20 protein-coding genes, 1 tRNA gene and 1 pseudogene are annotated in these 20692 nt (G+C 64.5%); 7 read left to right on the top strand and 15 right to left on the bottom strand.

Going from position 1 to position 20692, the window contains the following annotated elements; genetic code table 11:
* The first annotated feature begins 216 nt into the window (after window positions 1–216).
* The 4 genes from rpsU to AC1IQ6_RS18360 all read left to right on the top strand — a co-directional run bounded on the left by rpsU (window position 217) and on the right by AC1IQ6_RS18360 (window position 5477).
* Window positions 217–429, top strand: coding sequence for a 30S ribosomal protein S21 (gene rpsU / locus AC1IQ6_RS18375; RefSeq protein ID WP_006218592.1), 213 nt, complete (start codon window positions 217–219; stop codon window positions 427–429).
* A 20-nt stretch (window positions 430–449) separates the two neighbouring features.
* The gene (gene dnaG / locus AC1IQ6_RS18370; RefSeq protein WP_209164778.1) at window positions 450–2507 is read left to right on the top strand and encodes a DNA primase; all 2058 of its coding nucleotides are present in this window, start codon (window positions 450–452) and stop codon (window positions 2505–2507) included.
* A gap of 613 nt (window positions 2508–3120) precedes the next feature.
* Complete coding sequence (gene rpoD, locus AC1IQ6_RS18365) at window positions 3121–5388, top strand: RNA polymerase sigma factor RpoD (protein ID WP_102771717.1); 2268 nt, start codon at window positions 3121–3123, stop codon at window positions 5386–5388.
* Between the two features lie 10 nt (window positions 5389–5398).
* Window positions 5399–5477: transfer RNA gene (locus AC1IQ6_RS18360), tRNA-Ile, on the top strand.
* A gap of 548 nt (window positions 5478–6025) precedes the next feature.
* Here the strand turns inward: AC1IQ6_RS18360 and AC1IQ6_RS18355 are convergent.
* A complete protein-coding gene (locus tag AC1IQ6_RS18355) occupies window positions 6026–6241 on the bottom strand; it encodes a helix-turn-helix domain-containing protein (protein ID WP_485865136.1) in 216 nt (71 codons plus the stop codon).
* A gap of 162 nt (window positions 6242–6403) precedes the next feature.
* Between AC1IQ6_RS18355 and AC1IQ6_RS18350 the strand changes: the two genes are divergently transcribed.
* Entirely contained in the window at window positions 6404–6658 is a 255-nt protein-coding gene (locus AC1IQ6_RS18350; RefSeq protein WP_485865135.1) for a hypothetical protein, read from the top strand.
* Window positions 6643–7152, top strand: a complete 510-nt coding sequence (locus AC1IQ6_RS18345; protein ID WP_485865134.1) for a hypothetical protein — start codon at window positions 6643–6645, stop codon at window positions 7150–7152. Before AC1IQ6_RS18350 ends, AC1IQ6_RS18345 begins: the two co-directional genes overlap by 16 nt.
* On the opposite strand, the gene AC1IQ6_RS18340 is transcribed toward AC1IQ6_RS18345, so the two are convergent.
* From AC1IQ6_RS18340 to AC1IQ6_RS18275, 14 genes and pseudogenes are all read right to left on the bottom strand, one after another.
* A complete protein-coding gene (locus tag AC1IQ6_RS18340; RefSeq protein WP_485865133.1) occupies window positions 7149–7853 on the bottom strand; it encodes a hypothetical protein in 705 nt (234 codons plus the stop codon). The genes AC1IQ6_RS18345 and AC1IQ6_RS18340 overlap by 4 nt on opposite strands.
* The gene (locus AC1IQ6_RS18335) at window positions 7850–8206 is read right to left on the bottom strand and encodes a hypothetical protein (protein ID WP_485865132.1); all 357 of its coding nucleotides are present in this window, start codon (window positions 8204–8206) and stop codon (window positions 7850–7852) included. Before AC1IQ6_RS18335 ends, AC1IQ6_RS18340 begins: the two co-directional genes overlap by 4 nt.
* Window positions 8196–8798, bottom strand: coding sequence for a hypothetical protein (locus tag AC1IQ6_RS18330; protein WP_485865131.1), 603 nt, complete (start codon window positions 8796–8798; stop codon window positions 8196–8198). The genes AC1IQ6_RS18335 and AC1IQ6_RS18330 overlap by 11 nt, the downstream gene beginning before the upstream one ends.
* A 688-nt stretch (window positions 8799–9486) precedes the next feature.
* Window positions 9487–12267 (bottom strand): hypothetical protein, encoded by a 2781-nt coding sequence (locus AC1IQ6_RS18325; protein WP_485865130.1) that lies wholly within the window; start codon window positions 12265–12267, stop codon window positions 9487–9489.
* A gap of 178 nt (window positions 12268–12445) precedes the next feature.
* Window positions 12446–12814, bottom strand: a complete 369-nt coding sequence (locus AC1IQ6_RS18320) for a hypothetical protein (RefSeq protein ID WP_485865129.1) — start codon at window positions 12812–12814, stop codon at window positions 12446–12448.
* Window positions 12811–13365 (bottom strand): hypothetical protein, encoded by a 555-nt coding sequence (locus AC1IQ6_RS18315; protein ID WP_485865128.1) that lies wholly within the window; start codon window positions 13363–13365, stop codon window positions 12811–12813. The genes AC1IQ6_RS18320 and AC1IQ6_RS18315 overlap by 4 nt, the downstream gene beginning before the upstream one ends.
* Before the next feature lies 1 nt (window position 13366).
* Window positions 13367–13723 carry a hypothetical protein gene (locus AC1IQ6_RS18310; protein WP_485865127.1) on the bottom strand — a complete coding sequence of 119 codons (357 nt, stop codon included), beginning with the start codon at window positions 13721–13723 and terminating at the stop codon, window positions 13367–13369.
* On the bottom strand, window positions 13720–13947 hold the full coding sequence (locus tag AC1IQ6_RS18305; protein WP_485865126.1) for a helix-turn-helix transcriptional regulator: 228 nt from the start codon (window positions 13945–13947) through the stop codon (window positions 13720–13722). Before AC1IQ6_RS18305 ends, AC1IQ6_RS18310 begins: the two co-directional genes overlap by 4 nt.
* Window positions 13948–14115: 168 nt before the next feature.
* Window positions 14116–15405 carry a tyrosine-type recombinase/integrase gene (locus AC1IQ6_RS18300; protein WP_485865125.1) on the bottom strand — a complete coding sequence of 430 codons (1290 nt, stop codon included), beginning with the start codon at window positions 15403–15405 and terminating at the stop codon, window positions 14116–14118.
* A gap of 203 nt (window positions 15406–15608) precedes the next feature.
* Window positions 15609–15983, bottom strand: a pseudogene (locus tag AC1IQ6_RS18295) (tyrosine-type recombinase/integrase); the annotation flags it as partial.
* Window positions 15982–16365: a hypothetical protein gene (locus AC1IQ6_RS18290; protein ID WP_485865124.1), complete on the bottom strand. Its 384-nt coding sequence runs from the start codon at window positions 16363–16365 to the stop codon at window positions 15982–15984. The pseudogene AC1IQ6_RS18295 and the gene AC1IQ6_RS18290, both read right to left, overlap by 2 nt.
* A 188-nt stretch (window positions 16366–16553) precedes the next feature.
* The gene (locus AC1IQ6_RS18285; protein ID WP_485866585.1) at window positions 16554–16889 is read right to left on the bottom strand and encodes a helix-turn-helix domain-containing protein; all 336 of its coding nucleotides are present in this window, start codon (window positions 16887–16889) and stop codon (window positions 16554–16556) included.
* A gap of 438 nt (window positions 16890–17327) precedes the next feature.
* Complete coding sequence (locus AC1IQ6_RS18280; RefSeq protein WP_485865123.1) at window positions 17328–17654, bottom strand: helix-turn-helix domain-containing protein; 327 nt, start codon at window positions 17652–17654, stop codon at window positions 17328–17330.
* Window positions 17638–17892, bottom strand: a complete 255-nt coding sequence (locus AC1IQ6_RS18275; protein WP_102771715.1) for a type II toxin-antitoxin system RelE family toxin — start codon at window positions 17890–17892, stop codon at window positions 17638–17640. The genes AC1IQ6_RS18280 and AC1IQ6_RS18275 overlap by 17 nt, the downstream gene beginning before the upstream one ends.
* A gap of 447 nt (window positions 17893–18339) precedes the next feature.
* Here AC1IQ6_RS18275 and AC1IQ6_RS18270 point away from each other — a divergent pair, with 447 nt between their 5' ends.
* Window positions 18340–20661 carry a molybdopterin-dependent oxidoreductase gene (locus AC1IQ6_RS18270; RefSeq protein ID WP_485865122.1) on the top strand — a complete coding sequence of 774 codons (2322 nt, stop codon included), beginning with the start codon at window positions 18340–18342 and terminating at the stop codon, window positions 20659–20661.
* The last annotated feature ends 31 nt before the right edge of the window (window positions 20662–20692 follow it).

Below are 20692 nucleotides of genomic sequence, written 5' to 3'. Positions count from 1 at the left end.
CCATGCTAGAATCGCTGGTTATCGCTAAACCGAACTTGGCTTGTTACTCTTTGGGTAGTCTTTGGGTAACGGAAACAGCCAGCGGAAACAGCCAGCAGAAATACTCCTGGTAGCAGGATTCACTGCGAATTTACTGCGGATATGCTGCGGGTTTGCTGGTAAGCAAGCCAGGTTTGTCATCAACTTTTGTTACCCTACAAGCAGGCCAATTACTTTATGCCTATCGTTCGACTGAAGGAAAACGAACCGTTTGAAGCCGCTCTGCGTCGCTTCAAGCGCACCATCGAAAAGACCGGTTTGCTCACCGAGCTGCGTTCGCGCGAGTTCTATGAGAAGCCCACGGCCGAGCGCAAGCGCAAGCACGCCGCCGCCGTGAAGCGCCACTACAAGCGCATCCGTAGCCAACAACTGCCCCCGCGCCTGTATTGATTTTTTGATTCCCGAATCTATTGATTCCAGAGTCATTCATCCAGGATTTGCTCGCCCGAGTCGACGTCGTCGACATAGTCGGGCGATACGTGCAGTTGAGAAAGGGTGGGGCCAACTTGCTTGGCCTGTGCCCCTTTCATAACGAAAAAAGCCCGTCGTTCACCGTCAGCCCCACCAAGCAGTTCTATCACTGCTTCGGTTGCGGCGCGCACGGCAGCGCCATCACCTTCCTGATGGAGCACACGGGCGCCAGTTTCCCCGAGGCCGTGCGCACGCTCGCCGGCTCGGTGGGAATGACGGTTCCCGAAGAAAACCGCAGCCCCCGCCAGCAGCAGGAATCCGCGCGCCGCAAGGCCGAGGAATCCCGCCACACGCAGGTGCTCGACGCCGCCCAGGCGCATTACCTCAAGCAGTTGCGGGCCTCGCCCGCGGCGATCCGCTACCTGAAGCAGCGCGGCCTGACCGGCGAAATCGCGGCGCATTTCGGCCTGGGCTGGTCCGGCACGGACCGCCACGGTCTGTCGCATGTGTTTCCCAGCTACGAAGATCCGGTTCTGGTGGAATCGGGCCTGGTCATCGAGTCCGAGGACGGCCGCCGCTACGACCGGTTCCGGGAACGCATCATGTTCCCGATCCGCAACGCGCGCGGCAGCCTGATCGGCTTCGGCGGCCGCATCATCGGCAAGGGCGAGCCCAAGTACCTGAACTCGCCGGAAACCCCGCTGTTCTCGAAGGGCCTGGAGCTCTACGGGCTGTGGGAGGCGCGCCAGGCCATCCGCCAGGAAGGGCAGGTGATCGTGGTCGAGGGCTACATGGACGTCGTCGGCCTGGCGCAGCAGGGCATCGCCAACGCCGTGGCCACGCTGGGCACGGCCACCACGCCGGACCACGTCAAGAAGCTGCTGCGCGCCAGCGACAAGGTGATCTTCAGTTTCGACGGCGACGGCGCCGGGCGGCGCGCCGCCTGGCGTGCGCTGCAGGCCTGCCTGCCGGTGCTGCGCGACGACATCGCGATCCGTTTCCTGTTCCTGCCGTCCGAGCACGACCCCGATTCGTACGTGCGCGAACTGGGCGCCGAAGCCTTCCGCGCCTGCCTGGGAGACGCGGTCGCGCTGTCGCGCTTCCTGCTCGACGAACTCGCCTCGCGCCACAACATGGACGAGGCCGAAGGGCGGGCAAGCTGCCTGCACGAAGCCAAGCCTCTGCTGGCCGCCATCCCGGAATGCGCGCTGCGCGTGCAGATCGAGCGCGAGATGGCCAAGCTGGTGCAGCTCACGCCGGAGGAAATGGCGCAAGTGCTGGCGCAGCAGCCGGCCAAGCCTTTCGCGCCCGGCCCCCGGGCGGCCGAAGGTGCGCAGCCGGCCGGCCAGGGGCAGGGCCAGGACGGCGGGCCGCCGGACCCGGGCTACGACTTCGGCGGCCACGATTTCCACGACATTCCTGCCGAAGAGTCCGATTATGCGGACTACGGCCATTTTCCGTCTCCGGACGGAGAATCCGCCGCCGGCGGCGCGCCGGGCGGCCGGCAGCAGTGGCAGGGCAAGCGCGACTGGAAAGGCAAGGGCGATTGGAAAGGCAAGAGCGACTGGAAGGGCGGCAAGGGCTGGAAGGGCCGGCGCGACGATGACGTCGGCGGCTTCGAGGGACGCCGCACCATGCCTTCGCTGGCCAAGCGCCTGCTGAGCCTGCTGCTGGCCCACCCCGAACTGGTGGACTCCATGGGCGACCAGCAGCTTGAAGTCATCGACCACGGCCCCCATCTAGGTCTTGTAAGAGACCTGATCATGCTGGCGCAATCCAGCGGCGCCCGCCACGTCGGCGCGCTGCTGGAGGCCGCGGAGCCCGATTCGGACCTGGCCACGGTGCTCAAGGGCCTGCGGGCGGACATCCTTTCCCAGGAAGACTTGCCGGACCCGCAGACCGAATGGGACGACGCGCTGCGCCGCATCGAGTTCGACTCCGCCCGGGCCGAAATGGCCAAGCTGGCGGCCGCCGGTCTGGGGACGGAAGAGGCGCGCAAGCGCTATCTGGAACTTTCCAGCCGCATGACCGTACTGAAGGGTGCCGGCCTACGCTAAATGCGCTAAAATCAAGGGTTTTCCGCCGCCGGGAACGCAGCCGAGGGCTGATGGCGGAAAAGAGGTTGTGACACAGGGAACGTGACACAGGGAACGTGACACAGGAAATGTGACCCAGAGAATGTTTCATGATTCGGCAGACGGAATCTATTGCGCTTGCCGGAATCTAATCAGTGTAGGGGTTTGACGCAGGGCCGGCATGAAAAGACGGGCACGTGCGTCAAATTCGTTACATAGTTAATTAATATAGCGGTGGATCAGGCAGTTCAGCGGCGGTGAGTTCCGCGTAGCGTTAGTGGTTTGGGTGCTGTGTCTACTCAGCTGCTTGGGGCAAGGGCCCGATAAGCAAGCAACGCCTATTTATAGGCAGACAGTCCCCCCGGCGCCCGGAACCCGCCGATGAATGAGGCCAGGCACGCCAGAGCGCCCCGACGGTATTGCACCGCACGGCGCAAGGCGGGCTCGCAAGAGCTGGCGCTGCGAACAACGCAGCCGCAGGGTTCTCGGCCGATTCACCAGATTTACCCGTAGTGCCGCCGCGCTGGACAGCCGTCCAGGACGGCTAATGCGGTGCAACATGCCCAATCGGGTTGCGACGACCACGGAAGCGACTATGACCAAAACCACCGGCAAATCCTCCTCTGCAATGAATGCGGCCGACACCGAGGCCAAGACGGCCAAGCGTACGGTAAGCATGGCGGCGGAAAAAGCGCCCGCCAAGACGGCGGTGAAGGTCGCCAAACCCGCTGCCAAGACGGCCGCCAAGAAGGCGGCCAAGACTGCTGCCGGCGCCGACAAGCCCGAGAAGGTGACCAAGGCCCGCGCCAAGAAGGCCGAAGACAAGCTGGCCGACCTGGTGAGCAGCGCGCGTCCGGCGCCCAGCGGCCGCCGCCCGGGCCGCCCGGCCAAGAACGCCAACAACGATTCCGACGGTTTCGACGATCCGATGGACGGCGAAGGCGAAGTCCTGCCCGACCTGAAGCCGCCCAAGCGCGGCGGCAAGCGCGGCAAGGCCGATCCCAAGGACCTGATCGCCCGCGGCCCCGTCAGCCCCGAAGAGTACGAAGCCCGCCGCAACCGCCTCAAGCAGCTCATCAAGCTGGGCAAGGACCGCGGCTACCTGACCTACGGCGAAATCAACGACCACCTGCCCGACGACCTGGTCGACGCCGAGGCGATCGACGGCATCATCAGCACCTTCAGCGACATGGGCATCGCGGTCTACGACCAGGCCCCCGACGCCGAAACCCTGCTGATGAGCGAGAACGCGCCGGTCGCGTCCAACGACGATGACGTCGAAGACGAAGCCGAAGCCGCGCTGACCACGGTGGACTCCGATTTCGGCCGCACCACGGACCCGGTCCGCATGTACATGCGTGAAATGGGCTCGGTGGAACTGCTGACCCGCGAAGGCGAAATCGAAATCGCCAAGCGCATCGAAGACGGCCTGAAGCACATGGTCATGGCCATCTCGGCCTGCCCGACCACGATCAACGAGATCCTGGCCCACATCCTGCGCGTGCGCGAAGGCCAGGCCCAGATCGACGAAGTGGTCGACGGCCTGGTCGATCCGGAAGACGGCGAGGAATACGCCGGCGCCGGCGTCACCGCCGACGAAGACGAAAGCGACGACGGTCCGGCCGGCGGCATGTCCAGCAAGCAGCTGGAAGACCTGCGCGTCAAGGCGCTGGCCAAGTTCGACGAGGTCGCCAGGCAGTTCGAGAAAATGCGCCAGTCCTACGAAAAGGACGGCTACAAGTCCGACGTCTACGTGCGCGCCCAGGAGTCCATCCAGAACGAACTGATGGGCATCCGCTTCACCGCCAAGATGGTCGAGAAGCTCGCCGACACGCTGCGCCAGCAAGTCGAGGAAGTGCGCCAGCTCGAGCGCGCGGTCCTGCACACGTGTGTGGACCGTGCCGGCATGCCGCGCACGCACTTCATCAAGGTCTTCCCCGGCAACGAAACCAACCTGCAGTGGGTCGTCGACGAAGTGGCCGCCGGCCATCCGTACGCCGAAACGCTGGAGCGCCAGATTCCGGCCGTGCAGGAACTGCAGCAGAAGCTCATCGACCTGCAGACGCGCGTCGTGCTGCCGCTGAAGGACCTGAAGGACGTCAACAAGCGCATGGCCACCGGCGAAGCCAAGGCCCGCAAGGCCAAGCGCGAAATGACCGAGGCCAACCTGCGCCTGGTGATCTCCATCGCCAAGAAGTACACGAACCGCGGCCTGCAGTTCCTGGACCTGATCCAGGAAGGCAACATCGGCCTGATGAAGGCCGTGGACAAGTTCGAGTACCGCCGCGGCTACAAGTTCTCGACCTACGCGACCTGGTGGATCCGCCAGGCCATCACGCGCTCCATCGCCGACCAGGCGCGCACCATCCGCATCCCGGTCCACATGATCGAAACGATCAACAAGATGAACCGGATCAGCCGCCAGATCCTGCAGGAAACCGGCGCCGAGCCGGATCCCGCGACCCTGGCGCAGAAGATGGACATGCCCGAGGACAAGATCCGCAAGATCCTGAAGATCGCCAAGGAGCCGATCTCCATGGAAACGCCCATCGGCGACGACGACGACTCGCACCTGGGCGATTTCATCGAAGACACCTCCACGCTGGCGCCTTCGGATGCGGCTTTGCACGGTTCGATGCGCGATGTGGTCAAGGAAGTGCTAGACTCTCTCACCCCGCGTGAAGCCAAGGTCCTGCGCATGCGTTTCGGCATCGAAATGAGCACCGACCAGACCCTGGAAGAAGTGGGCAAGCAATTCGACGTCACGCGCGAACGCATCCGCCAAATAGAGGCGAAGGCGCTGCGCAAACTGCGTCACCCCAGCCGGGCCGACAAGCTGAAGAGCTTCCTGGAAGGGCAGTAATAAGTTATCTGGGCCTCTAGCTCATGCCTGGTTAGAGCAGCGGACTCATAATCCGTTGGTGCCGAGTTCGACTCTCGGGGGGCCTACCAATGAAATCAAGGGGTTACGCCAGTTGGGCGTAGCCCCTTGTTGTTTGTGGTGCGTACATGGTGCGCACAGTTGCACGAATCCGACATCTGTACATTTTGCTTTCGCCCCCGCGCTGGTCTGCCCCGCGCTGGTCTGCCCCGCGCTGGTCGGCCTGCGCTGGTCGGCCTGTGCTGGTCGGCCTGTGCTGGGAGGCATGTTGTTTGTTGATCGCGCCAGCGACAGCAGCGCGACGCAAGGACAGCGGCGCACCGCGCGCGGCAGCGCACACGACGGCGGACACAGCGCGGGGGCGCGCCAGCCACGCGCGAGCGAGCGCGGCGCCAGCAGAGCGTGTATACCCCCCGGTACTGGTACGCAGAGGCCATTACCGTTAAAGATAAAGGGCCTCGTCTTTTTAAATTTTTTCCTGGCCAGAGCGCACACCCGCGCGCCAGAGGGGTACCCTTGTTGCACAGCGGGTCCCGCCGGAGGGGTACCCTTCTGCCACAGCGCTGGGGGTCTACCCTTCCACCACCGCGCCAAGGGGGTACCCTTGCTACAGCAGCCCCTATAGGCCCTCGAACAGAACCGCCACCGGTACCTTGAGCGCGTGGGCCAGCACGTCAATGGCATCTAGGGAAACGTTGGCGCCACCCGTTTCTATCCGGCTCATGTAGGTGCGCGCATAGCCACAACGATCCGCGAACGCTTCCTGCGTAAAGCCGCTGGCTTGCCGGAGTTTCCGAATCCTTGTTCCAAATCGCTGTCTGAGTGTCTCTTGCATTCTCAGACTATCAATTAATGTTAACTATTTGGAACACACACTAATCGTGACATACACTCATTGCTACATTTCTGGACGGAGAATGATGTGGCTAGATGCTCATTGATCGGCGTATTGTTGCTTGCGACTTCTGTGTCTGTGGATGCCCAGGGAATCGACTTCATGGCTATCCAACGAGGGCGGCAGCAAGCACAGCAAGAGAACTATGTCGACCAGTTGCGCCAATACGATCCTGGCGCAGCTATGCGCGAAGAGCAGATGTGGCAGCAGCAAGAGTATCAACGCCAGATGCTGGAACAACAGCGATTGCAGAACGAGCTATTGCAACAGCAGTTGCGGCAACAGCAGTACGGTTCCACCACGACTACGAATTGCTACCGCGATGGGTGGGGCGGGATTCGATGCACGACGCAGTGACCGCCCCCGCGCGGAACTTCAAGCGGCTGGTCCTCGCGTTCGATTCGGGGATGGTCGAATTCCCCTACAGCTACCGGCTGGACATCGACGCCCACGCCCGCGCGCAATGGCGCGCCGGGGGCGCGGTCGACACTGCGTCAAAGGTGTGGCGCCTGCCGGCGATTGATGAAGTCGGCAGGATCGCAGCGCGCGTGGTGGGGCAGCCTTCCGACAGCGCCACCGTCCTGGACGCGCCCTGTGTGCAGCTGACCGTCCGCTTTACCGATGGCACGACCTTCAGCGGCCGCCACTACCGCGGCGTGTCGGAGACCCCACCCGCGTGGGTGGACCTCGCCAGCATGATCGAAGAGGCCGCGGGGGTTGATGAACTCGTGCGCCCCATGTGGAAGCGGCTGGCCGATCAGGCGCGACACCTGAGCGACGCAGACCGCGCGCGGCTCATCACCCGGCTGCGCGAGCAGCCCGACCTGCCTGCGTTCTTGAAGTGCGCCTAGCCGAACATCGCGCGTGCTTCTGCCGCCAAGTCCATCGCGTCCAGGTCCAGCGCCTCGCGCTCGTCGCGCGGCTCGAAGGTCTGCCAGGCGTCGGCCAGATGGCGGGATAACGTTTCGAGCGAGTAGCCGGCCCGCGCGTAGACTGCCGCCGTCTGGCTCATGAGGCCGCGGCCCACCGCGACCGCTTGAAGCCGGCGTTGATAGTTGGTGTCGGTGCGCGCCTGGTATTCGGCGAACGCGATCTGACGGCCCAGCACACGCGCGGATGCGATGGCCTGCCCTCGCGCCATCATCAGGTCTTGTACGCGCTTCTCGGTGGCGCTGGTGGCGTAGCGCGGCGCGTCGCAGCGGACGCGGCGCATCTGCTCGGCGAACCCGGCCGCGACGGTAGAGGACAGCCGCCCGCCGTAACGCCGGCCCATCGTCTCGACGGCTTCTATTGGTTCAGGCCTTCCGTGCTCGGCCAGGAATTCAACCTCGCGCGGGTTGTAGGTGTCCTGCGCGTGGCGGCGCACGTCCTCTGCGATCTTGAGCGAGCGGCTTGATAGGTCGCGCTGCTGCTTGTAGTTCTTAAGCGCCTGGGCGGCGTTGTCGATTGCGATCAGTGTGGCCGCAGCCTTGCGCAGCGCGGCCGCCTCTTTGACCGCATCCCGCAATTCTACTTGGGCTGCGAGGTAGCCGTCATCATTCAGGCAGGTCATCTAAGTCTCTCCAGCAGTTGCGCGTTGTCCATCTTGTGCGGCAGCACATACCCCCGCGCGTCGCGGTGCAGCGCCAGCATCGTTTCGAGTTCGTCCGCGTCCAGGTGCGACCAAGGCCGAGGGCGGCGGCCGGTGAGCAGGGCGTGCATCAGCCCCGCCGCCTGCGCGCCGTCGATCATGCGCGCGGGGCGTTCAATCGGTTTGGCCAGCGGCGGGCACAGGTGCCGCAGCGCCGATTGAATCAACTCATCGTAGTTAACCGCCCCGCGCGCGGCATAGCCCAGCGCTGCGACGGCGAGGTCGGCGCGGCGGGTCCGCGATAGGACCATCTTGAACACCAGCTCAGGACGCACGCGCAGCGGCCTCCACAGCCGCGGGAAGGAACCGGTAGTACCCAAGGGACCGCCCGTGCTTGCGGACGCGGTAGGCGCGGTTTGCGCGGTCCCAGCTCACGCCCGCGGGGAGGTTGAGCCGGGGCCAGTGGTGCGTCAACGTCTCGCCGCTCCACGCGCCGTGAGCCTTGACGCGGATGCGCTTGAACCACCGCCCGGACAGAATGCGGTACGCGATTTGGATAGGTGAGCGGGGCTGGCCATCCAACACGATGCGACGCGACGCGGGCATGGCTTGCAGCTCGGCCAGTGTGTAGTCGTCAGCACGGGCGGCAGCAGGAGGGGCCGGGGGCAATGCCGCGCGCAGGATGGCGCGCACGTCTTCCGATGACGCGCCCCCGCGGCGCAGACTAAGCGCAAGCATCGTCCAGGCCGGCGAGAGGCGAAGCAAGGCACACTCGAAGCGGATCGCGGTGAGCCGGTGGCCGGGCACGTCGGCGAAGGTGTGGCGTGTGCCGGTCGCGGCATGGTATCGGCGGGTGAGGGTCTGCCCATCGGCAGTGGCGGACGGCTCGGCGTCAAGGTGCAGCAGCAGGAATTCGTCAGGCGTCATCTGATTTCTACCCGGATAGAACTGATGGCTTATTGTAAACCCTATAGTTACTACGTGGTTTTCAAAATCTCCGCAAAATCTCCAGACACGGAGATTTTGACACCGGCCGGAAACCCGCATGAATACTGGCTCTACGTCTTCTCTCTCTTCAAAATCTCCAAATCTCCGCTACTAAGGATGTCTCTGTAGCAAAAATGATAGGCAACACAGGACCACACCCACCGCGTGGCCTTGCTACCCCTCTTTTCCATTTCCTCTGCAAACGTGAGCTAGGTAGCGGAGATTTGGAGATTTTGGTTTTTTTGGCCCATGCATCCAGCATTCATGCGGGTTAGCGGGTTATTCCAAAATCTCCACAAGGATTCATGCGGGTTTCCAGAGATTGCCACCCTGCAAGCCTTTGTTTCTGCGGATGTGGAAAGTGGGTGCGAAATCTCCACAATGTTTATGCGGTTCTCCAGGCACCGATCCTCGGAGAGCCAACATTCATGCGGCTCCCCGGCGCGTGGGTCGGCCGAGATTTTCGCCCGATTTTCACAAACTCAATCGGCACACCAAGATTAAACAGGTGTTGAGGTGACAACGTCAGGTGTCCGGATGAAAAATGGGGAGCCAGGCTCCCCAAAATTAAACAACTCTGTTGGCGAACTTTGCCGATATCTCGGCGTGACGCACCAGATTAAACAGGTCAGAAATCTGTGTTGCGCTTTACCCGGACCTTCGCATGGCCGGTGGCGGGGACGGCGTACCCCACCGCCCGCAGCGCGCGGACCATCGAGTCGCGGTCAGCCATGAACGCCCGGTGGTTCGGTTTGAGTTCGGGCAGCCCGTTTGCCGCGCGCCACTCCCGCGTAAGCTCGACGGCCGACACGTCCTCGTCGCCCTCGGTGGCATCGACATCAAACGTGATCGTCAGCCACTCGCGCTGCGTTGTGCTGGCGCCCTTGTAGACCAGCTTGCGCGCCAGTTCGCCCGTCCAGCCATACACGGGCAGCGCGGGGGCGAACGCGCCAGTCTTCCAGCACTCGGCATGCAGCACCGCGACGAACATGCCGAGCGCCGCGCCGACCTCGGCTTTCAGCTTGGCTGGCAATTCCGGGTCTTCGTTGCCTGCGCTGCTGGTGCTGGCCAGGATCGGATAGATGCGGTTGCACAGCGCGCGGATTTGCTCGTCGTCGCCGTAGGGCGTCAGCCCGTTTGACGCAAGCACCAGCGTCAGCCGGCTATGCACCTGTGCGAACTTCTCGTTTTTATCGGCTGCGCCAAGGACCGTGCCCGTCAGGGCGCATGCCTTCGCGGCGTCGATCTTTGTCACCTCATCGGCAAACAGGATGTGCGCGTGCAGCGCGCCTGCCAGCACAGTATCGTTCCCCGCGCCTGTGCGGTCTGAGGCCATGTAGCCGCTACCAGCTGGGCGCAACAGGCGGCCACCAAGCAGGTGCCCGATAGCTTCCAGCATCTTTGTCTTGCCCGAGCGCGAGGCCCCCGTGAAAGTCACGATCTTGTCTGTGCCGGCGCTTGGCAGAGCCGCCAATGCCAGAGCAGCCGCAGCCGCGTAAATCTGCTCCTGCTCGAAGTTCTCGTAGTGGCTCATCTGGTCGGCACCAGACACCATGGTTTCCAGCACATGCGCCCAGGTCGGCGCGACCATGCGCAGGTCTTCGATGAGTGTGCCCACGGTCGGAGCACGCGCGGGCAAAACGACGGCGTGGTCGGTCACAACGGTTGCGAAGTCATCCTTTGTGGTGCGCCTGAGTGTGATGTCTTTGCCGGTGATATCGAGCATCACAGCACCGCCGTCTTCACCCTTCATGGCCAGTTTCCACAACGAGCCGCTGGCGTCGGCCGGCAGCCGCTTCACGCTGGATTCAACCACGCTCAGGAACATAGAGCGCAGGCCGGTGAAGGTCCGGTAGTTGGCGTACTGCGCAATCGGGTTGGCGCGGGGGCGGCCCTTGGCGTCCAGTTCCACGCGCGTGGAATAGAAGTCGTATGCCGCATCAATGAAGCGGTGCAAGCGGTCGTCCAGAATGCCGCCTGTATCATCTGCCTCCCACAGCCCGCGGGCCTCTGACCACCAGTACAAGCGCCCCGTGCCGCCTTGCTTGGCCTTGTGCCCAGCGATGCGCAGGTCATTGGCGAGCGCTTTTGCGGCGGCCCTTGCCAGCGATTTGTCCGACACTGCACCGATCTTTTCGAGGATGGCCCCGAGCGAGCAAGCAGGCGCACCTTCAACGATTGGGAAGTCGTCGGCCGAAGCAACGTCCATCTGCGCCAACTGCCGCAACATACCGATGCCGACAGGGCTGGCGACCGTTGCTTGCTCGCGCTCGATGAGGTCGTCGAAGCGATAGCGGCGGATGGTCTCGTCGGCCACGCCCGCCAGCTTGCCCCACAGGTGCGCGCGGCTCACGCCCTCATAGCGCGCCGCCATGATCGCAGCCTTGATTGTCTCGCGTGCTGCCCCGCTGTCTTGGGTCCCCAGGATGTCGGCGAAGTCCAGCCGGCCCAGGCACTCGATGGCGGCCACCGCGCGCGGGTGCGTGTCGCCGCCGTCGTCGGCTGCCGGGTTGAACTCGCGCGCGGTCACGGTCTGGCCTTCGTACTCCACCGCTGCCGGCGTGCCGCCCCACGTCTCGATGTGCGCGCCTTGCGCTGGCAGGAAGCACAGCTGACCGCCTGCCTGCTGCGACTGGTCGAAGAACACCCGCGCCCCCGGTGCGTCGCTCTTGTCGCTGCCGTACTCGATGCGCACGCCGGGCATGAGCGCGCCCAGGCGCGTGAGCAGCGCGCGGGCTGCGGCCTTGGCATTCAGCTTGTCCACGGGGGCGGCCATCCACACCAGGACCTTGCGGCGTGGTGCGGCGTCGGTGCTCGACAGGCTGGCCCAGGCCAGGCCTGGCCCGAGGCGTTTGCACGCGGCGATCAGCGCGTCCGGCGATACGCCGTTCATAGCGTCGGCGTCGAGCAAAATGTACGGCACATCAACGGCGTTCGCGCCCCCGCGTGTCTTGCCCTGATAGGACGGGCCGAAGGCGGGCATGGCCTTCTTGGCTGCGTCGTATCCTTCATCGCCAGGGCGTGCCGTGAACGGCTTCGCTACGCGGCGCATCCAGGCCGCCAGCTCTTCAGGCCCTGCGAAAGCGCCGGCGTTTGCCGGGCGGTTATCGCGCGCGCTTGCTGCGATTGAGATTGCGGCAGGCGGCAGGCTGGCCGAGGGATCGACGTAGCCATCGACGACGATGTACTCGCCCTCGCACGGCGCCAGCGTGTGAGGCTTGCCGGCCAAGGTGAAGCACGGCTGCGCGGTGCCGGGCGTGGCTGATACGCCGATCAGCGAGAGGCCGTTCGTCTCGTCGCCCGGCGCGGGGTATTCCAAGGTGAGGCGCGCGGCTTCGATGAGCGCGTCAAAGTCCGCGTAAGGATGGCGGCCGCTGAGGTTGAATGGGGTGTAGAATGTGTTGACCATTTGCTGTTCCCGACCCCCATGCGCCACTGGTAGGCCTTGGGGGTCACTTCATTTAAGCCGTGGGTTTCTGCTTCGCCCACCAGAGCAATTGGCTTGATCGCTCGGCGTGGTCGTGGCGCGGCAGGTTGAAAGGGACCGATACTAAAACAAGGTGAGAACCGGTGCAGGTACATTCAGCTCACGGCAGCACTTCAATCTGCAAGCGATGCACCCGCGTGCGTTCGATGTCGATGCGCTGCTGTTCGTAGGGCTGGCACCGCTGCGGGTCAGCGAGCGCGGCGAACGCGTCACATTGCGGACCTGTAGGCTGGGCGGCCACCGCGTGGGGGCGCTGCCATACGATCTGCACAGGCCGCCCCGTCCACACGGGCCAGCTACTGCCTTGCCGCTGGGCAACCTCTATGCATGCGACCTGCGACACGCCAGCGGCGTAGGCGGTCTGCGCAACCGCGCGCGCTGCGCGCAGGCAGGCCGCCTCATCAGCGGCCGGCGCTGTCTGCAAGGCACCGGCCAGCGTCATCACGCCGAGTATGTACGTTGTGCTCATGACGGCCTCCCGCGCCTGATGCCGCCGCGCGTGATCGTGCGGGGCGTGTGGATGTCTGCGTCGATGGTGCGCTCCAGGGCGTAGATGGCGGCGCTGTGCCCGCGCAGCGCATGGCGCACCTGCTGCACTGCGTCTGCTGGCTTGTCGCACCAGCCGCACGCAGCCTCACTGCCGGCGGCCAGCACGGCAGAAGCCATGCAAGCCACGTCTTCATACTGCGCATCATTGCCAACGGTCACGGCCCAAAAGTCGTCATCGCTCGCGCGCGGCAGAATGTGAACCGTCACGCGTTCGACGCGCGCCACCAGAAGCATTGCCGCCACCACCCGCGCCGCGTAGCCAATGGCCAGATAGCGATGAGGGAAGGCGCGCGTTGATTCGCAGGCGTAGGCATCTTGAAGCATCTTCGATGTCTTCTCGACCTCGCCATTCATGCGAGCGGTTTCTGCCGCTGATTGCAGGCCGGCGGCTGCACGGCGCGCGTCTTCGATTGCGTTCATCGTGGCGGCCGAGCCATCCGTGCCGCGGTCGCGTCGTTTGCGGAGCGCCATATCAACTGCCCTCCCGGTTCCAGCCTTCTGATACCTGGATGATTTCCAGGCCGTCGAACTGCACGTAGCTCATGCACCAAACGCTATGCGTGCGGGCGCTCACATCAACGCGCAGGTCTTCGAGGCAGCTTTGCGCGTCGGGCATGCCGATGCTTGCCAGGCGGTTTTCGTTTTCGTCCAGCGCCACCTGACGCACCACGGCGCGCGGCACGGGCCGGCCGTCGCAGGTGGCGAACCCGCGCCCGGCCTGGTACTGCGCCTGCGCTGCAACCACGCAATCGCGCATCGAGAAGTGCTCGGACTCTACGACGTGGCCGCCGATGGTCATGGCGGCGGCAAGGATGACGGCGGCGCTCATGCGAAGGCCTCCGTGCTGGTGGGGGTCTCGTCAAGCTGCTGCGCTTGCGCATCGGCCCAGGCGCGCAGCTCGCCGGCGCACCAGACTGTCACACGCGTGGACAGGCAACGCTTGCGGGGGAATGTCGCGTCTTCGCGCGCCCAGCGCCAGATGGTCGGCACCGAAACGCCGAGCAGCCGCGCCGCTTCCGGCGCGCGTACAAATTGCTTTTGGGTGGTATCCATTCGCGGATGCTCCAAGGAGACATCCCCGGCCTGTGGGTCACAGGCAATTCCTTGGACGCTTGCGCCGACTTCGGGTCTGCTGGATTGCAGGGGGCGAATCGTGGCGGGCGTGCCGGCCGGTGGCCGGCTCCAGGTATTGCGCCTGGTCCTTTAGTTGACGCAATCCTATCACGTCCTTGCGCGCAATGTCAGTACAGATGCTGGCTGGCTGTTGCAAAGGTGCAGCAGCGTTTCGAGCGCGGCGCGCTTTTCATCCAGGTAGCTGTGCCGGTCGTAGTGGCGCTGCTGCACGCCGGACAGGCCATGGCTTTGCAGCTGCGCGCGCGTGGACTCGGGCACGCCAGCAGCCGCAAGGCGCGTCTCCACCGTGCGTCGCAGGTCGCCCAGCGTGAATGCTTCGCTCGCCTCACCAGCGGCCAGCATCGCCGCAACGATGGGCTTCAGTAGATCGTCGATCGCCTTGTATGACGCCCCCAGGCGGCCGGCCGACACCGAGAACACGAAGCCGCCACCAGGGCACATGGCGTCAATGGCCGCGAGCGCTTCGGCCAGCAGCGGCACCGCGTGAACGCGCGCGGTCTCGCGTCGGCCCTTCGGATCGCGCAGCACCATCATCATGCTGGTGCGGTCGAGGTCTGTCGTGGTGACTCGGGCCAGTTGCTCTACGCGCTGGCCACCGCTCAAAAGGTGCAGCAGCAATTGCGGCACATCCTGGATGCGGTGCCAGTACGCGCGCAGTTCGGCCAGCGACAGCGCACGCTCGCCCGGCTTGCCCTGGCCGCCACGCAGCGCGGCAATGTTGGCCGCTGGGTTGTCGCTCAGACCCAGCGCGGCGAGAGCCGGCAGACCATCTGCGCGCTGACGCGCAGCGATGGCGGCGGTGTATGCCGCGCGCAGGTGTGATCGGACCTTGGCCGCTTCGCGCACATGCCCACCATCAACCACGCGGCGCACGATCATGAGGCAATCGTCCAGCGTCACCGCCCGCGCGGGCTTGGCAGCCAGGCCAGGATGCGGCGCCAGGATGTGCCGCGCAATGCAAGTCTCTACCTCGCGCACCCTGATGCGCCCGCGCGCCTTCAAGTCCTCGACGTAGGCCGCCAGCAGCGCAGCGAGGGTGGCTTGCCCTTCGGCCTGGACCTGCGCGTCGCGCTGCGCATCATCGGCGTCGAGCATCCCGCGCAGATCGTTCACCCGTGCGAGGTCGGGATACCGGGGGCGCAGCGCCTCAATGCGGGCGCACAGGTCGGCGTGCCGCTCCCGGGCCTCGGCCAGCGTCAGGGTCGCAGACGCCGCAATCGCAATGCGGTGCGTGCGGCGTTGGCTGCTGTACGTCAGGTACCAGGACAGGCCGCCGCTCGCCAGCCGGCGCACGGCCAGGCCTGACTGCCCCCGCGGGCTGGGGTCGGTGGCGGACTCGCCGGGCTTGAGGCCTTTGATTTTTCTGTCGGTCAACATGCGGTGCGTACTCCGTGCGTACTCATACGTGAGATTGCATGATACGACGCGATGTTATTAGACACAATAAACATGCGGCTTACAGAGGGGGCGGGAAGGTGAGCGCGCTCAAGTTGAATTACCTGATATCAACATGGAACGGCCTCATAATCCGTTGGTGCCGAGTTCGACTCTCGGGGGGCCTACCAAGAAATCCTGTTGATTCAGGTACCTGCAGCCGCCAGTAATGGCGGCTGTTTTTTCCAGTGTCTGCTGTGACCAAAACGCGACCGTTTCGGCGTGCGCGGCGAGGTGCGTCGATGCCAGGAGGCGTACTTCCGGACCATCTCGACACGCTCCCAACCGCTCAGTTCTTTCAGGACCATCAGCGGAGTACCTGCCTGGACGTGCCACGACGCCCGGGTATGGCGAAGGTCGTGAAAATGGAAGTCCTCGACGCCGATGGCGCGGCATGCCCGTTCGAACATGCGTGCGTCGATCTGGCTGATCCTGGCGACATCCCGGCCTGCGCGAGCCGCACGTGTGAAGATCAAACTATCGTGAATTCCGCGCCGGCGTTCCAAGACGGCCAAGGCGTCAGCATTGAGCGGAACCGCACGTGCGCGCTTGGACTTGGCCCGTCCGGTGGCTACGCGCCGTGTCGACCTGCGTCCAGGTCAGGGACAGTATCTCGTCTGCACGCATGCCAGTGGCCACGGCAAATAGAGCCACCTCCGTAAGCCAGTCCATGGCGATCGCCTGGATGAGGGCGGTTATCACCGGTCGAGGTTCCCAGCACACGCGCACGTCGGGTTCTTCGATTTGCGTGATTTTCGGCAGCTTGGCTATCCAGTTCCATTCAACGCATAGGGACAGGATGCGACGGATAGTCGCCAGATATCGATTCTTCGTCGCAGGCTTGATCGCCAGCGTGGCGGGGTGCTTATACGCGCGATAGGTCGGGAGCGCATCAGCGATCACGCCCGCGGTTAGTCCTCCCAGCGGAGAGCCAGGAGCCGGCGAGCGTTCCAGTCGTTCGCCTCAAACCCTTCGGGTGCGTAGTTCAAGACTAGCGCATAGCCGTCAGGAAGGGGCAGGCCCAGCCAAGGGTAATAATCGTCGTCCGTGCCGTCGTCAACGTCTACGGCCGGGTGCGCCAAGGCACAATGTCAGCGGCCCCCCTTTGCGCCAACACGCGACGAGCGTCGCATGAGGACTGCTTCGGGTCGGGGGAGGCTTTCAAGAGCATAAGGGTCCGTACCATATAGCGCCATGTACAGGAATGGCTCAGTGAAGTAGAGATGTTTTTCTGCCAGTTTCTTTGGGGCTACGCGAATCGCTTCCGCCCACCGATGGAGTTCCCCGGGAGGGAGGGCAGACGCGCCGCGCTCTATCTGACTTATCGTCGTCGGATAGGCGTAATCGAGCAGTATCGCTAAGTCCAACTGCGTCAATCCAGCGGCTTCGCGGGATTCCTTCAGCCATGCGCCGAAGCGCTTGCGCATGATCTTCGCGGTGTTAGAGACGGGTACGGACATAGTGGAACCTTATGTGAGTTAGTCGGGCGCACGTAGGCAACCTGTGTAATAGCATAACAAAAAATAATCAACTCACGCTATAAAGAAGCGGACTACGAGCGCAAAACCTTGCTCCCTGCGGGTGCGACTAGCAGGCCCCAGGTTCATGCGCCCGCAGCGGCGTCGTATTGGGTACCTGAGGGGAAGAGGTGGATGGCGAGACCGGAATCCCGAGCTTCACCTGTGGGCTATCGCCAGCGGAATTGCGCCTTCAGAGCACTCAGTTGAGCCTCGGGTAGTCCGCGGATCCGGACCTCGCCATGCATATAGGCTTCTGGTGCCCAAGTATTGGCGGCTGTTTCTTTTTCGGCGGCCGGTACCGCCTGAAGTGTGTCCTGCACATGTCGGTGGAACCGCACCGATGCCTCAGAAGTCCAGCTGTGCGGCCTCGATGCATAGTGCCGCTGCAATCCGTTCGCGGCTGCTCTTGCGCAGCCGGTTGCTGTTCTCCTGCTGGGCATAGGCGGACTGGCTGATGCCCAACCGCCCGGCCATGTCGTCCTGGGTCAGGCCCAGGTGTTCGCGCCAGGCGCGCACCGGCGTGGCGCCCTCCACGGTACGGCTGATCACTTCGTGGGGAATCAGATCCTTTTCCGAGTTGCGAGAGGCCACGTACTCTGCGTACGGAATGACAACGTAGGCGGGCTGTCCGTCAGGGCCGTTGATGATCTGGATGTTAGTAGGTACGTTCATCGCGTTTTCTCACTTCCTGGATTTCGACGATCCTGATTGCCCCGTCCCAATTGAACATCACGCGGTAGTTTCCAACGCGCAGGCGGTAGCCGTACAGATGAGTCGTCAAGGCCCTGACGTTCCGGCACGCCGGCATTGCCTTCAGCGTCTCCACGCCATCTCGAATCGTTGCTTGTTGTTGACGACCCAGCTTGCGTAATTGCCTGGCCGCTTTCAGGGTCCAGTGAATCGAATTCATCGATAAACCATTATAAGAAAAAAATAAGTTTTCTATGGAAATAGAAGTTTTTGGAGGTCGAAAATCCTGCTGCCTGGGATGCGGCCTGTGTCGGACGACACCGGCGTCCCAGTGCCGCCGCAATCTTGGCTAATGGCAGGTGCGTCCACAATTGGGGCTACACGCAACTGCGGGACCCGACATATCGGGCAGCGCGGCTGCCGTCCACGGCGGTTTCAGCGCCGATCACACTCGGCGGCAGCCTGATGCGCCTACCGGTTTGCAATGTAAATTTCGTTCCCGAGTACGGTCTGCCACAGAGAAATTTATTTCTATGTTCCGCCGGCCCGCCTGGCGAATGGGAAAAAAATTCACCGCCCGCCTTGATAGCATGGATGAATAACCGATATCCCACGCGGCCCGGTTTTCGCGGCTGCGCGGACCTCGGGGCTACAACCTGGTCGAATCATGACTGAACAGATCCGCCGCTATCCCTCGCTCTCCCACTGGGGCGCCTATACCGCGGTCGTCGAAGGCGGCCGCCTGATCGCGTGCGAGCCCTTCGAGCGCGACAGCGCGCCTTCGGGCATTCTGCGGTCCATGCCCGCCATGGTGCATTCGCCACTGCGCGTGGATCGTCCGGCGGTGCGCAAGGGCTGGTTGCGCGACCGGCACCTGTCCGACGGCGGCGAACGCGGGCGCGACGGCTATGTCGAGGTCAGCTGGGACGAGGCGCTGGCGCTGGTGCATTCGGAACTCCAGCGAGTGCGCGCCGAGCACGGCAGCGAGGCGATTTTCGGCGGCTCGTACGGCTGGTCTTCGGCCGGCCGGCTGCATCACGCGCGCACCCAGACGCACCGGTTCCTGAACGCCGGCGGCGGCTGCACCAACCAGGCCGGAAACTACAGCTGGGGCACGGCGCAGTTTCTGCTGCCGCACGTGATAGGTAGCTACACGCCGGTGACCGGCCGCGTGACGGACTGGAACAGCGTGGCCGGGCACACGCGCCTGCTGATCGCCTTCGGCGGCATGCCGCTGCGCAATACCCAGATCACCTCGGGCGGGGCGGGGGACCATCCGGCGGGCGGGCAGATCGCGCGGGCCAGGGCGGCGGGCGTGGAGTTCGTGGTCATCAGCCCGACCCGCGGCGACGTGCCGCCCGGTTCGCAGGCGCGCTGGATTCCGATACGACCCAACACGGATACGGCCTTGATGCTGGCGATGATGCAGGCGCTGATCGCCGACGGCATCCAGGACGAGGCTTTCCTGCAGACCCATTGCGTGGGGTATGCGGCCTTGCGCGATTACCTCATGGGCGAGGCCGACGGCAGGCCCAAGACGCCGGAGTGGGCGCAGGCGATCTGCGACGTGCCTGCCGCCACGATCCGCGAACTGGCGCGCCAGGCGCGCCAGACGCGCTCGCTGCTGACCTGCGCATGGTCGCTGCAGCGCGCCCATCATGGCGAGCAGCCGTATTGGGCGTGCGTGGCGCTGGCCGCCGCGCTGGGGCATGTGGGGCTGCCGGGCGGCGGCTTCGCCTTCGGCCATGCCTCCATGAACGGGGTGGGCAATCCGCGCATGGAGCTGGCCGGGCCGGCGATGGGTTCGGGGCGCAATCCCACCGGCTCGGCGATACCGGTGGCGCGCTTCACCGACATGCTGCTGCAGCCGGGCCAGGCCTACGAATTCAACGGGCGCGAGAGCGTCTATCCGGATATCAGGATGGTGTACTGGGCGGGCGGCAATCCGTTCCATCACCAGCAGGACCTCAATCGCCTCGAACGGGCATGGCGCCGGCCGCAGACCATCGTGGCGCACGAGATCTGGTGGACGCCGATGGCGCGCCGTTCGGACATCGTGCTGCCGGCCACGACCACGCTGGAGAGAAACGATATCGGCGGCTCGACGCGCGACCGCTACGTGTTCGCCATGCACCAGGCGCTGGCGCCGGTGGGATCGAGCCGCAACGATTTCGATATCTACAGGGAACTGGCCGCGCTGGGCGGATATGAGCAGGCCTTCACCGAAGGCCGCGACGAGATGGCGTGGGTGCGGCACATCTATGAATCCATGGCGCAGAAATGGCGCGACCGCGGCCACGCCGCGCCCGGGTTCGAGGCGTTCTGGCGCCGGAGTTATGCGGAGATTCCCGAGCCTGCCCGGCCCTTCGTGCTGTTCGAGGAATTCCGGCGCGATCCCCAGGCCAATCCGCTGCGCACGCCGTCCGGCCGCATCGAACTGTATTCGGAGAAGATCGCCGGCTTCGGCTATGCGGATTGCCCGCCGCATCCCGCGTGGCTGGCGCCGGCGGAATGGCTGGGCGCTTCCGCGGCCGCCCGCTGGCCGCTGCATCTGCTGACGCCGCAGCCGGCGGGCAAGCTGCATTCGCAGATGGACGGGGGCCGCGCATCGGTGGAGCTCAAGATCCAGGGCCGCGAAGCCCTGCGCATCTCGCCGGCGGACGCCGCCAGCCGGGGCATAGGCCAGCATGACCTGGTCAAGGTCTACAACGAGCGCGGCGCATGTCTGGCGGTCGCGCTCATCGATGCCGATCTCAAGCCCGGCGTGGTGGCCCTGCCCACGGGCGCGTGGTTCGATCCTGCCGGCGAGGAGCTGGAGCTGCACGGCAATCCCAACGTGCTGACGATGGACGCGGGCACGTCGCGGCTGACGCAGGGCAGCAGCGCCCAGTCCGCGCTGGTGGAAGTGGCGCGCTGGCATGAGGCCGCGCCGGCGGTTCGCGCGCTGGCGCTGCCGGCCATCGACAGGCTGGATGGCGGCCGCGCCTGAATGGCCGAAACAACAAGGGCAGCGTTCGCAC

This window comes from Achromobacter sp. MUI-25009338 (assembly GCF_057359325.1).
Note: the sequence above shows the minus strand (reverse complement) of the source record. Positions and strands in the feature narration are given on the sequence as shown.

What these genes read in the sequence shown, in the direction of transcription:
- AC1IQ6_RS18300 (WP_485865125.1), bottom strand. Translation starts at nt 15,405, where the DNA reads ATGTTGACCGACAGAAAAATCAAAGGCCTCAAGCCCGGCGAGTCCGCC.
- AC1IQ6_RS18305 (WP_485865126.1), bottom strand. Translation starts at nt 13,947, where the DNA reads ATGGATACCACCCAAAAGCAATTTGTACGCGCGCCGGAAGCGGCGCGG.
- AC1IQ6_RS18340 (WP_485865133.1), bottom strand. Translation starts at nt 7,853, where the DNA reads ATGACCTGCCTGAATGATGACGGCTACCTCGCAGCCCAAGTAGAATTG.
- AC1IQ6_RS18310 (WP_485865127.1), bottom strand. Translation starts at nt 13,723, where the DNA reads ATGAGCGCCGCCGTCATCCTTGCCGCCGCCATGACCATCGGCGGCCAC.
- AC1IQ6_RS18325 (WP_485865130.1), bottom strand. Translation starts at nt 12,267, where the DNA reads ATGGTCAACACATTCTACACCCCATTCAACCTCAGCGGCCGCCATCCT.
- AC1IQ6_RS18275 (WP_102771715.1), bottom strand. Translation starts at nt 17,892, where the DNA reads ATGAATTCGATTCACTGGACCCTGAAAGCGGCCAGGCAATTACGCAAG.
- AC1IQ6_RS18355 (WP_485865136.1), bottom strand. Translation starts at nt 6,241, where the DNA reads ATGCAAGAGACACTCAGACAGCGATTTGGAACAAGGATTCGGAAACTC.
- AC1IQ6_RS18270 (WP_485865122.1), top strand. Translation starts at nt 18,340, where the DNA reads ATGACTGAACAGATCCGCCGCTATCCCTCGCTCTCCCACTGGGGCGCC.
- AC1IQ6_RS18330 (WP_485865131.1), bottom strand. Translation starts at nt 8,798, where the DNA reads ATGACGCCTGACGAATTCCTGCTGCTGCACCTTGACGCCGAGCCGTCC.
- AC1IQ6_RS18285 (WP_485866585.1), bottom strand. Translation starts at nt 16,889, where the DNA reads ATGCGCAAGCGCTTCGGCGCATGGCTGAAGGAATCCCGCGAAGCCGCT.
- AC1IQ6_RS18280 (WP_485865123.1), bottom strand. Translation starts at nt 17,654, where the DNA reads ATGAACGTACCTACTAACATCCAGATCATCAACGGCCCTGACGGACAG.
- rpoD (WP_102771717.1), top strand. Translation starts at nt 3,121, where the DNA reads ATGACCAAAACCACCGGCAAATCCTCCTCTGCAATGAATGCGGCCGAC.
- rpsU (WP_006218592.1), top strand. Translation starts at nt 217, where the DNA reads ATGCCTATCGTTCGACTGAAGGAAAACGAACCGTTTGAAGCCGCTCTG.
- AC1IQ6_RS18345 (WP_485865134.1), top strand. Translation starts at nt 6,643, where the DNA reads ATGCACGACGCAGTGACCGCCCCCGCGCGGAACTTCAAGCGGCTGGTC.
- AC1IQ6_RS18320 (WP_485865129.1), bottom strand. Translation starts at nt 12,814, where the DNA reads ATGAGCACAACGTACATACTCGGCGTGATGACGCTGGCCGGTGCCTTG.
- AC1IQ6_RS18315 (WP_485865128.1), bottom strand. Translation starts at nt 13,365, where the DNA reads ATGGCGCTCCGCAAACGACGCGACCGCGGCACGGATGGCTCGGCCGCC.
- AC1IQ6_RS18350 (WP_485865135.1), top strand. Translation starts at nt 6,404, where the DNA reads ATGGCTATCCAACGAGGGCGGCAGCAAGCACAGCAAGAGAACTATGTC.